Below are 11,097 nucleotides of genomic sequence, written 5' to 3' on the forward strand. Positions count from 1 at the left end.
GCTCGTGTTCTGCCTTGTCGCCAGGGTCGGGGGCGGGGCCGAGACTGCGGGGCGGCGCCGTGCGTCCGCGGCCGGGGCGGCGGGCGCGGCGGCGGGTCCGGCGGACGCGGCCGGGGCGGCGGCGGGCACCGGGGCGGCGCCCTCGGCGGCCGGGGCCTTCTTCTGCCGGGGGCGGAACCACGCGCCGGTCGACTCGGCCTCGGAGGTGGCCGGCGGGATCTGCCACTCCGGCGGCAGGTTCGGCGGGGTGCCGGTGCCGCGCCCGCCGCCGTCCATCACGCCGAGCACCGGGGAGGCGGGCGCGGCGGAGCGGTGCCGGGGGCCGGCCGGCTCGGCGGGGGGCGCCGGAGCGTCCTCGCCGCCGCCGTCCTCGTTCTTGACGGCGCTGCGGACCACCACCGGCGGGATCGGGCGCGAGCCGGGGATGTTGATCCGGACCCGGGTGGTGACGGTGGTCTCGGTCTTCGGGCCCTCGTCCGCGCCCTCCGGAGCCGAGCCCTTGGCGGCGCCTGCGCCGCCCGTGCGGTCGCCGCCCGGGAAGCCCGGCGTGCCGTAGGGCGGGGTGCCCGACGGGTAGGCGTCCGGGCCCGTGCGCCGAGGCGTCGGGTGGGCGTTGTCAGATTCGCGGCTGCTCAATGCTGCTCTGCTCCGGGTTCGCGGGCCGGGCCGTGCGGCGCGACCGCGGTTCGTCGGCGCCGGGCCTGGCGGGCGGCGTCGGGTACGGCGTTCTGCGGCACCACCATACTGGGAAGAACCGGCCGGTGAACCGGTTCGGAGAGATCCCGATACGTCCGGTTCCTCCGGTATGAGAGTACGACCGGGCGGTGCTGACTGCCCGTCGTACCGGCCACCGTACGCGGCTGCCCGCCCGGGTCAGCGCGGTGGGCCCGCCACTCCGGGGAACCAGCCGGCCCGGGTCGGCAGGGTGGCGCAGATCACGCCCAGGATCGATCCGGCGAACAGCCAGGCGAGCGAGGTGGCGTTGGTCCAGAGCACGTTGTCGCCCTCCGGGCGGGGGACCATCACCAGCAGCAGCGCCAGGAACCAGCCGGCCGCCGGGACGGCCGCGCCGATCCGGGTGCCGGTCACCCGCAGGCCGCCGTAGAAGGTCGCGGCGGTGGCGGCGAGCGCCAGCAGCACCCCCACCGGCGGCCACAGGGCCTGCACGAACGCTCCGCACACCGACACCGCGAAGCCCAGCGGGAAGAGCAGGACGTAGACCGCGATCCTTGCGGCGCGCGGGGGCTGGGACTCCTTCAGCCGTTCGTCGCGGGTGCCGAGGACGGCCGCCGGGATCGAGCGGCGCGCGGGCCGCGCGGAGGCGGGCGGGGTCATCGGGCACGCTCCTCGGAGGTCGCGGCGCCGGGCGCCGCAGTGGGGTCGAGGCCGGCGAACAGGTCGTCCTCCGGCAGTCGCGGCCCGGCCTGGCCGTGCACCAGCTGGTAGTACTCGGTGGTGAGCAGCGGCTGGCCCAGGTGGTTGGAGAGCGCGAAGAACGCGCCGCCGGGGGCCACGGTGATCTGGGTGGCGTGCGCGGCCATCGCGGCGGCCTTGCGGCCGGCGTACGCGCTGCCGTCCAGGGCGGTGGTGACCACCTCGTCGTCCACCACCCCGGGCACGTCCGCGGGCTCGGCGACGCCCGGGAACGGCGCCTCGGCGGCGGTCTCGGCGAGGGCCCGCCCGAGCACCGACCGGGGCACCCGGTTCCAGTACACCTTGGCGATCCGCCAGGCCGGGCCCAGCTCGGGCCGGTACGCCGGGTCGGCGGCCAGCTCGTGGGCGCGCATCGCGACCCGGTGCGCCTGGATGTGGTCGGGGTGCCCGTAGCCGCCCTGCTCGTCGTAGGTGACCAGGACCTGCGGGCGCACCTCGCGGACCACCGCCACCAGCCGGCCCGCCGCCTCGTCCACGTCGGCCCGCCAGAAGCAGCCGGGCACGTCGTTGTCGGGCACGCCCATCATCCCGGAGTCGCGGTAGCGGCCCGGGCCGCCGAGGAAGCGGACGTCGGTGACGCCGAGCGCCGCCATCGCCTCCGTCAGCTCGCCGATCCGGTACGCGCCGAGGGTGTCGTCCCGATCCGCCGTCAGGTGGGCCAGCTCCGGCGGGATCACCTCGCCGCCCTCGCCGAGGGTGCAGGTCACCAGGGTGACGTGGGCGCCCTCGGCGGCGTACCGGGCCATCGTGGCGCCGTTGTTGATCGACTCGTCGTCGGGGTGCGCGTGCACCAGGAGCAGGCGGCGGCCGGTGGTCGAGGTCATGGGAGGAAGCCTAACGACCGGCGCGCCGGCCCGGTGACCGCGTGCGGCGGGTCAGAGCCGCAGGCCGTTGATCATCCCGGCGAGGTTGCTGGTGACCTGGCTGATCGACGGGGCGATGGAGCTGGACGCCAGGTAGAAGCCGAGCAGCGCGCAGACGATGGCGTGCGCGAGCTTCAGGCCGGAGCGGCGGATCAGCACCACCACGATGACCAGCATCAGCATGGCGGCGGAGATGGACAGGGCCATGGTGGCTCACACTCCTCGGGGCCTGGCGATCACACGTGCACCAGTCATACCCGAAGAGTGAGGCTGTCATGACGCTGGGTGAGTCCGCATGCCCCGGGGCACGGTGGCACCCGTGGGGCGCATGGGCCGGTCGGAGGGGGTGCGGACCCCATCCGGGCGTACTTGCGGCCGATGCTCCGAACGAGTGATCACCAAGGGCCGACCCCGGGTCGTAGGGTCTGGTGCCATGACCACCCACACCTCAGCGGACACCTTCCCGCGGCAGTACGCGCGCACCCTGCGCTACACCGTCGGCGCCCCCCGGTCGTTCTCCGTCGCACCCGACGGCTCCCGGGTCGTCTTCCTGCGCTCGCTCTCCGGCAGCGACCGCGCCAACCTGCTCTGGACCCTCGACACCGCCACCGGCGAGGAGCGGATCGCCGCCGACCCGGCCGTGCTGCTCGGCGGCGGCGAGGAGGACCTCTCCCCGGCCGAGAAGGCCCGCCGCGAGCGCAGCCGCGAGGGCTCGGCCGGCATCGTCGGCTACGCCCTGGACGGCGCCGGCCGGCTCGCCGCCTTCGCCCTCTCCGGCCGGCTGTTCGTCGCCGACCTGGTCGCCGGCACCGCCACCGAGCTGCCCGCCGAGGGCCCGCTGCTCGACCCGCGCCCCTCCCCGGACGGCGTCCACGTCGCCTATGCCACCACCTCGGGCGAACTGCGGCTCACCCGTGTCGACGGCACCGGTGACCGCGCCCTCGTCCGGCCCGACGGGCCGAACGTGACGTGGGGCCAGGCCGAGTTCATCGCCCAGGAGGAGATGGACCGCGACCGCGGCTACTGGTGGTCCCCGGAGGGCGACCGGCTGCTCGTCGAGCGGGCCGACGACACCCCGGTCCACCGCTGGTGGATCGCCGACCCGGCCAACCCGGACCGCGAGCCCGCCGAGGTCGCCTACCCGGCCGCCGGCACCGCCGACGCCGAGGTCGGCCTCTGGGTGCTCGGCCTGGACGGCACCCGCACCGAGGTGGACTGGGACCGCGCGGCCTTCCCCTACCTGGCCCGGGTGCACTGGTCGAAGGGCGGCGTGCCGCTGCTGCTCGTCCAGTCCCGCGACCAGCGCGTCCAGCGCACCCTCGGCCTGGACGTCGCCACCGGCGCCACCGAGGTGCTGCACGAGGAGCGCGACGACGTCTGGCTGGAGCTGTTCCGGGGCGTCCCGGCCTGGACGCCGGACGGCAGCCTGGTGCGGATCTCGGACGAGTCCGGGGCGCGGTCGCTGGTGGTCGGCGACCACACCGTCACCGGGCCGGACCTGCACCTGCGCTCGGTGCTCGCGGTCACCGCCGACGAGGTCTTCTTCACCGCCTCCGGCGGCGCCGCCGAGACCGACCCGGAGCCCGGCTGGGTCGCCGTCGGCCGGATCAGCCACGACGGCAAGCGGCTCTCCTGGGAGTCCGCCAACGGCCGCCCGTTCACCTCCGTCACCACCGCCGTGCACGCGGCCGGCGTCACCGTGCGGGCCACCGCCGAGCCCGACCTGCCCGGCACCCTGGTGCAGGTCGCCCGGGACCTGCCGGAGGGCGTGGTGGTGGACGACATCGCCGTCATCGCCTCGCACGCCGAGACCCCGGTGATCACCGCCCGCCCGGTGTTCCGCTTCGCCGGCGAGCGGCGGATCCCCGCCGCGGTCTTCCTGCCCACCGGCTACGACCGCGAGCGGGACGGCCTGCTGCCCGTCCTGATGGACCCGTACGGCGGCCCGCACGGCCAGCGCGTCGTCCAGGCCCACAACCCGCACCTCAACTCGCAGTGGTTCGCCGACCAGGGCTTCGCGGTCGTCGTCGCCGACGGCCGGGGCACCCCCGGGCGCGGGCCGGCCTGGGAGAAGTCGATCCACCACGACTTCGCCGGGGCCACCCTGGACGACCAGGCGGACGCGCTGGCGGCGCTCGCCGAGGAGTTCCCGCTCGACCTCGGCCGGGTCGCCATCCGCGGCTGGTCGTACGGCGGCTACCTGGCGGCGCTCGCCGTGCTGCGCCGCCCGGACGTCTTCCACGCGGCGGTCGCGGGCGCGCCGGTCACCGACTGGCGGCTGTACGACACCCACTACACCGAGCGCTACCTGGGCCACCCGGCCGAGGTGCCCGAGGTGTACGACGGCAACTCGCTGACCGGCTACGCGGCCGGCCTGGAGCGCCCGCTGATGATCATCCACGGGCTCGCCGACGACAACGTGGTGGCCGCGCACACCCTGCGGCTCTCCTCGGCGCTGCTCGCCGCCGGGCGCCCGCACACCGTGCTGCCGCTCTCCGGCGTCACCCACATGACGCCGCAGGAGGAGGTCGCGGAGAACCTGCTGCTGCTCCAGGTCGACTTCGTGAAGAAGTCGCTCGGGATCTGAGCCGAGGCGCGCGGCGGAGGGGGAGCGGGGCCGGATCAGGGAACCCGGGCCCGCGGACGAGCGGTGCCGGGGCACACCCATCCCGCTCCCCCTTGGCCGCGCGCACCCCGCAAGGGGTCGGTCCGTCCGGCCTCGACGTGGGCGACACGGTAGTGCCCGCCTCCGACAGGCCGGTCCGGGGGCTGGTCCGGGCGGAGGAACTCTCCGCCCCGCGCGCCCCGGCGCGGCGCCGCCGATCCGGGGCGAGGGCAGCATGACGGGCATGCCGAAGCCTGTCGTGGCGGTGCTCGTCGTCCTGCTCCTCTCCCTGATCCCGTGCGCGGCCTTCACCGAGGCCGGCGGTCCCGGCGGGGCGCCTACGGACGGGCGAACCGCGCCCGCCGGCCGGCCCCGGTGAACCCCAGGCCCCGGAACAGCGCCGCCGAGGCCGGGTTGTCCACGTTCACGTCCAGGAACACCTCCGCGTCCCCGGCCGCCCGCAGCCGCGCCAGCGCCGCCGCCGCGAGCGCCCGCCCGAGCCCGCGCCGCCGCCACCCGGGCGCGGTCCCGAGCTGGACCAGGAACCCCTCGGCGCACACCACGAATCCGACCGGCGTGCCGTCGGCGTCCCGCGCCACCAGCGAGGCGGTGGGCCGGAAGTCGTCCTCGACCAGCCAGTCCACCCACTGCTCCAGCGTCAGACCGGGGAACCCGGGCCGGTCCGCGAACGACGTGCCGTACGCCGTGTAGAACGCCCCTCGGGTCTCCTCGCCCCACTCCGCCACCCGCACCCCGTCCGGCAGGGCGACCTGCTCCAGCGGCGCCCCGGGCCCCAGCCGGAACACGTCCTCCGCGAACACCTGCCGCAGCCCGCGCGAGTGGAACAGCTCCTCGGCGGCCGGCGTGAGCGCCTCCGTCTCCACCTGGACGACGCTCCCGGCCGCCGTCATCAGCCGGTCCAGCAGCTCCCCGCCGAGCCCCCGCCCCCGGAAGTCCGGATCCACCGCGCCCACCAGCGACCACCGGTCGACGGCGGGCCGGGCCGCCCCGCAGGCCACCAGCCGCCCCTGCTCGTAGGCCCCGATCCGGACGGCCCCCGGTCCGCCGTACCGCCCGTCGACGAAGGAGGGCTCCCCCGCCACCGGCAGCCCGCCGTCCACCGCGAGGCACCGCCGCACCACCGCCAGGACCGCCCCCGGCCCACTGTCCGGGAGCACCTCCCGCCACTCCACGCCCATCCCCGGCCGCCTCCCTCTCCGTCGTTCCCCGCATGCCATCCCGAAAGCCGGACGAGCGCAACCGGGTTATGGCCCCGCGGAGTAGGAAGTCGGCCGGTCCGACTTCCTACTCCAGCGAGGCCCGCAGGGCGGTGGTGAACCAGGCGAACACGCCGCGCAGGCTCTCCGGGACCGGCCAGCCGTTGACGGTCGCCAGGAGGTGCCAGTAGCGCTCGGCGCGGGCGTCGTTGGCGGTCTCGACGCGGTCGAGGATCCAGGCCCGCAGGGCGGCGTCGTCGGGCCGGCCGAAGGTGGTGGCGTAGGCGGCGGTGAGGGAGTCCAGGACGGGGCCGGCGGCCGGGGAGTCGGGGGCCACGCCGTCGGCGACGGCGGCGGTCACGGTGTCGCGGACGGTCCCGGAGAGCGCGATGTGCAGACCGGTGTCGTCGCCGGCCGCCCGCTCGGCCGCCTGGTGGGCGGCCATCCGGCGGACCGCGGCGCGGAAGTCCTCGTCCTGTACGAGCTCGCCCAACTCGACCCAGGCGTCGATCTGTTCGGCGGTCGGCTCGTCCGGCAGCCCCGGCATGGCGGAGCGCATCATCGCGACGAACTCCGGATTGGCGTCCAGGCCGCCGAATACGGCGTCGATGAAGTCGTGGATCAGGCGACGGCGTTCGGCGTCGGACAGCTTGGCCAGCTGGTGCATGCGTCTTATCCCCTCGGTCGTGGAGCCGCGTTCGGCGATCGCCCGCAGCACCGTCCGGCGCAGCCGGAGCGTGCGGATCTGCACGTCCAGCGCGTCGGCGTGCGCGGCGGCCACCTCGCGCAGCGGCGCGGAACGGTCCAGCACCCGCCGCACGGTGGCCAGGTCCAGTCCGAGCTCCCGCAGGGTGCGGACCAGGTCGAGCCGGGCCAGGGCGTGCACGTCGAAGCGGCGGTAGCCGGCCGGCGTACGGGTGGTGGGCGGGACGAGTCCGGCGTCGGCGTAGAACCGGACGGCCTTGACCGTCAGCCCGGTGCGCCGGGCCAGTTCGCCGATGGAGTACAGGGTGCCGTTGAGCTCGTCGTCCCGCATGGCCCCCAGCTTGGCGTCTCCCCCCGGGGGAGACTCAAGCGCGAACCGGCACGCCGTGCGGGCCGGTCGGAGGGGGGCCTAGGCCCTCTCTTTCGGGTCACGCCAGGCGGTCGCCGCCGGAGCACGCACCTCGCCGGCTTGTCGTCGGTCGCCGATGGCCCCCAGCCTGGCGGCCGGGAGGTGCCCCCACCGCATGGACTCCCTCCTCCGCACCGCCGATGCACGCCCTCCAACGACGCCCACTGATCCGACGTGATCCGAAAGAGAGGGCCTAGTTCAGCCGGTGGCGGGCGGCCCGGGCCTCCTGGCGGACCTTGGCGGCGGCGTCCGGGTCGAAGGCGTCCAGGATTCCGGCGTACTCGTCCATCTCCCGCGCGCCGCCGAGGAAGTCGCCGGTGCGCACCAGCAGCTCGGCGCGTTCGAGGCGGAGCTGGGCGGGGTGGCGGGGGAGCAGCAGGGCGAGTTCGGTGGCCCACAGCTGGGTGCGGGCGTGCTCGGGGCGGTCGGCGGCCCAGGCCCGGATGTTGCCGAGCACCCGCAGCACGATGTCCAGCGGCTGCGCGGGAGTGAGCAGCTCGGGCGTGAACTCGTGCCCGCCGGCGCGCACCAGCCGCTCCACGTCGTCGAGGTCGAGCAGCCGGCCGCCGTGGAACGGGTCCGCCAGGACGAAGTCCTCGCCGTCGGCGGGCCCGCCGACCGCGACGATGAAGTGGCCGGGCAGGGCGACGCCGTGCACGGTGAGCCCGGCCCGCCGGGCGACGGCGGACCAGACCAGCGCGAGCATGATCGGCAGCCCGCGCCGGCGCCGCAGCACGTCGGGCAGCAGCGAGGACTCCAGCCGACGGTAGTCGGACTGCCGCCCGTGGAACCGCTCGCGCCCGCCGAGGACGGCGGCCAGCAGCGCCGCGGTCTCCTCCGGCCCGGCCGGGGCCCGCTCGGCGACGGCGAGCCGGACGGCGGCGGCGTGCCGCTCCAGGGCCGCCGAGCAGGCGGCGAGCAGGGCGTCGACGGAGGGCGGGCCCTGGAGGTCGTCCGGGTCGTCGGGGTCGGGGGCGTGGGTGTGCTCGGCGGCCGCGAGCAGGCACAGCAGCACCGGATCGGGGTGCTCGGCCCGGGCCTCGGTCCGGAAGCGTGCTCTGCTCTGCTCGGTCACGGCGGTGGCGGCGGCTTTCGTAGGACGGGCGGTTCCGGGGTGGACGGTTCCAGGGCGGCGCCCTACCCCTGGGGCAGCAGCGCGTAGTGGTAAGTGTGACTGGTCGTGAAGCCCAACCCGTCATAGAGCGCGATCGCCCCGGCGTTGTCCGCCTCGACCTGGAGGTAGCCGCCGGCCGCGCCCTCCTCGGCGGCCCGGGCGGCCAGCACCGCCATCACCGCCGTGGCCAGGCCGCGGCGGCGGGCCCGCGGCGCCACCTCGACGGCGCTGAAGCAGGCCCAGGGGCCGTCGACGACGCAGCGTCCGATGGCGAGCACGGGCGGGGTGCCGTCGCCCTCGGTCCGGCAGCCGTGGGTGTCGTGGACGGTCGCGAACCAGACCGAGGGGCCGCCGTGGAGCACCGCGCGGGCGGCCTCCTCCACCGCCGGGTCGCCGGTCACCCGCCGGTACAGCGACATCCAGTCGGCCGGGGCGGTCCGGGCCAGCCGCACCCGGTCCCGGCCGGCCCGGTCCCCGAGCCTGGTCAGCGGCGCGAGTTCGGCCACCCGGACCAGGGTCGGCGCGTACGCCGCGCCCAGCCGGTCCAGCTCGGCGCGCAGCGCCTCCGGTGTGCCGGGGGTGGTGACCTCCACCCAGGCGGGCAGCCCGCGCGCCGCGTACCACTCGCGCGCGGTGGTGAGCGCCTCGTCGATGGGCAGGCCGGGGTCGCCGAGCGCCTGGACGGAGTTGGCCCGCCGGGTGAACCCGGCCGAGGCGCGCAGCGTCCAGTCGCCCAGCGGCTCCTGCTCGACGGCGGGCCAGCCGCGTGCGGCGATCCGCTGGAGTTCGGCCGGCCCGGTCGGCGGCAGCGGGGCGCGCCGGGCCGGGAAGAGCGGCACGGGCTTGCCCGCGACCAGCAGCCGCTCGTCGAAGGAGACCGGCCCGCCGGCCCTCGGCACCACCGTCAGCCCGCCGTCGTCCCAGGATGCGAGCACGCCGATCACATCGCGGAACACCGGCCGGTTGTCGCCGTCGAACCCGGAGAGCCGCCGGACGCTGACCCTGCGGCCCACGTCGGAGCGATCCATCCGGACCTCCGGACGGTCCTGAACCGGCCCTTCGGCGGCCATCTGGGCACCTCCTGTGCATTTGCGGTCTCCGACCCGCGATACTAGGGGCGGGCATCGACGACGCCGCGCTCACCCGCGCACGCGAGAAAACAGAATGGGCCGCCGAGCCCTTCCGAGGAGGAACGACAGCGTGACCTACGTCATCGCGCAGCCTTGTGTCGACGTCAAGGACAAGGCGTGCATCGAAGAGTGCCCGGTTGACTGCATCTACGAGGGCGAGCGATCGCTCTACATCCACCCGGATGAGTGTGTCGACTGTGGCGCTTGCGAGCCGGTATGCCCGGTCGAGGCGATCTTCTACGAGGACGACACGCCGGAGGAGTGGAAGGACTACTACAAGGCGAACGTCGAGTTCTTCGACGACCTCGGCTCGCCCGGCGGTGCCTCGAAGCTCGGCCTGATCGAGCGCGACCACCCGTTCATCGCCGCTCTGCCGCCGCAGAACGCCGACCACTGACGACTGGTGGCAACTGAGCTGTGAGTACCAAGAACAGCACGCACGCGCCGTTCCCGGGCCACCCGGGGGCGGCGCGCCGCGTTTCGGACCTCCTGCCGGTGTTCCCCTGGGACAAGCTGGAGCCGTACAAGGCGACCGCGCTGGCCCACCCCGGCGGGCTCTGCGACTTCTCCGTCGGAACCCCGGTCGACCCGGTGCCCGAGGTGATCCAGAAGGCGCTCGCCGCGGCGACCGACACGCCCGGATACCCGACCGTCTGGGGACCGCTGGAGCTGCGCGAGGCGATCGCCGGCTGGCTGCGCCGCAGGCTCGGCGCGGAGATCGGCCCGCAGGCCGTCCTGCCGACCGTCGGTTCCAAGGAACTGGTCGCCTGGCTGCCGACCCAGCTGGGCCTCGGCCCCGGCGACCAGGTCGCCTACCCGCGGCTGGCCTACCCGACGTACGAGGTGGGCGCGCGGCTGTGCGGCGCCGAGCCGGTCGAGTACGACTCGGTGGACGAGCTGGACGGCTCCCGGGTGCGCCTGGTCTGGGTCAACTCGCCGTCCAACCCGACCGGCCGGGTGCTCGGCGCGGACGAGCTGCGCCGCGCGGTGGCGTGGGCGCGCGAGCACCGGGCGCTGCTGGTCAGCGACGAGTGCTACCTGGAGCTGGGCTGGGAGGCCGAGCCGGTCTCCGTGCTGCACCCCGGGGTGTGCGGCGACGGCGGACACGAGGGCCTGCTCGCGGTGCACTCGCTGTCCAAGCGCTCCAACCTGGCCGGCTACCGCGCGTCCTTCGTGGCGGGCGACCCGGTGGTGGTCAAGGAGCTGCTGGAGGTGCGCAAGCACGGCGGCATGATCGTGCCGGCCCCGGTGCAGGCGGCGACGGCCGCCGCGCTCGCGGACGACGCGCACGTCGCCGAGCAGCGGGAGCGGTACGCGGCCCGGCGCGCGGTGCTGCGGGCGGCCCTGGAGGCGTACGGCTTCCGGATCGAGCACTCCGAGGCCAGCCTCTACCTGTGGGCGACCCAGGACCGGCCGTGCTGGGAGACGGTGGCCGGACTCGCGGAGCTGGGCATCCTGGTGGCGCCCGGCGACTTCTACGGTCCGGCGGGCGACCGCTTCGTGCGGGTCGCGTTCACCGCGACCGACGAGCGGGTCGCGGCGGCCGCGGAGCGGCTCCACGCGGCGGCTGCCGCGCGGTAGCCGCGGGAGCGCACGAGGGGCCGGCGTCCGGGGAGACCG

10 protein-coding genes and 1 pseudogene are annotated in these 11,097 nt (G+C 75.6%); 3 read left to right on the forward strand and 8 right to left on the reverse strand.

Annotation, left to right across the window (positions count from 1 at the left end; genetic code table 11):
- The 4 genes and pseudogenes from ACFU74_RS32410 to ACFU74_RS32425 form a co-directional block, all read right to left on the reverse strand.
- Positions 1–636, reverse strand: a pseudogene (locus ACFU74_RS32410) (hypothetical protein); the annotation flags it as partial.
- 237 nt (positions 637–873) lie between these two features.
- Entirely contained in the window at positions 874–1,335 is a 462-nt protein-coding gene (locus ACFU74_RS32415) for a DUF6113 family protein (RefSeq protein ID WP_380763319.1), read from the reverse strand.
- Complete coding sequence (gene mshB, locus ACFU74_RS32420; protein WP_380763321.1) at positions 1,332–2,258, reverse strand: N-acetyl-1-D-myo-inositol-2-amino-2-deoxy-alpha-D-glucopyranoside deacetylase; 927 nt, start codon at positions 2,256–2,258, stop codon at positions 1,332–1,334. The genes ACFU74_RS32415 and mshB overlap by 4 nt, the downstream gene beginning before the upstream one ends.
- A gap of 51 nt (positions 2,259–2,309) precedes the next feature.
- The gene (locus tag ACFU74_RS32425; protein WP_344344199.1) at positions 2,310–2,504 is read right to left on the reverse strand and encodes a DUF2304 family protein; all 195 of its coding nucleotides are present in this window, start codon (positions 2,502–2,504) and stop codon (positions 2,310–2,312) included.
- Positions 2,505–2,730: 226 nt separating this feature from the next.
- Here ACFU74_RS32425 and ACFU74_RS32430 point away from each other — a divergent pair, with 226 nt between their 5' ends.
- Complete coding sequence (locus ACFU74_RS32430) at positions 2,731–4,884, forward strand: prolyl oligopeptidase family serine peptidase (protein ID WP_380763323.1); 2,154 nt, start codon at positions 2,731–2,733, stop codon at positions 4,882–4,884.
- A gap of 356 nt (positions 4,885–5,240) precedes the next feature.
- Here ACFU74_RS32430 and ACFU74_RS32435 read toward each other — a convergent pair whose 3' ends face one another.
- The 4 genes from ACFU74_RS32435 to ACFU74_RS32450 form a co-directional block, all read right to left on the reverse strand.
- Complete coding sequence (locus ACFU74_RS32435) at positions 5,241–6,101, reverse strand: GNAT family N-acetyltransferase (RefSeq protein WP_380763325.1); 861 nt, start codon at positions 6,099–6,101, stop codon at positions 5,241–5,243.
- A gap of 106 nt (positions 6,102–6,207) precedes the next feature.
- Positions 6,208–7,155 carry a MerR family transcriptional regulator gene (locus ACFU74_RS32440; RefSeq protein ID WP_380763327.1) on the reverse strand — a complete coding sequence of 316 codons (948 nt, stop codon included), beginning with the start codon at positions 7,153–7,155 and terminating at the stop codon, positions 6,208–6,210.
- A gap of 271 nt (positions 7,156–7,426) precedes the next feature.
- Positions 7,427–8,308 (reverse strand): transglutaminase family protein, encoded by an 882-nt coding sequence (locus ACFU74_RS32445; RefSeq protein WP_380763329.1) that lies wholly within the window; start codon positions 8,306–8,308, stop codon positions 7,427–7,429.
- A gap of 62 nt (positions 8,309–8,370) precedes the next feature.
- A complete protein-coding gene (locus ACFU74_RS32450) occupies positions 8,371–9,375 on the reverse strand; it encodes a GNAT family N-acetyltransferase (RefSeq protein ID WP_380763331.1) in 1,005 nt (334 codons plus the stop codon).
- A gap of 172 nt (positions 9,376–9,547) precedes the next feature.
- Here ACFU74_RS32450 and fdxA point away from each other — a divergent pair, with 172 nt between their 5' ends.
- Together fdxA and dapC are read left to right on the forward strand one after the other, a co-directional pair.
- Entirely contained in the window at positions 9,548–9,874 is a 327-nt protein-coding gene (fdxA, locus tag ACFU74_RS32455) for a ferredoxin (RefSeq protein WP_030061559.1), read from the forward strand.
- A 20-nt stretch (positions 9,875–9,894) separates the two neighbouring features.
- On the forward strand, positions 9,895–11,058 hold the full coding sequence (dapC, locus tag ACFU74_RS32460; protein ID WP_380763333.1) for a succinyldiaminopimelate transaminase: 1,164 nt from the start codon (positions 9,895–9,897) through the stop codon (positions 11,056–11,058).
- Positions 11,059–11,097: the final 39 nt, after the last annotated feature.

This window comes from Kitasatospora sp. NPDC057500 (assembly GCF_042802195.1).
Classification (GTDB): domain Bacteria; phylum Actinomycetota; class Actinomycetes; order Streptomycetales; family Streptomycetaceae; genus Kitasatospora.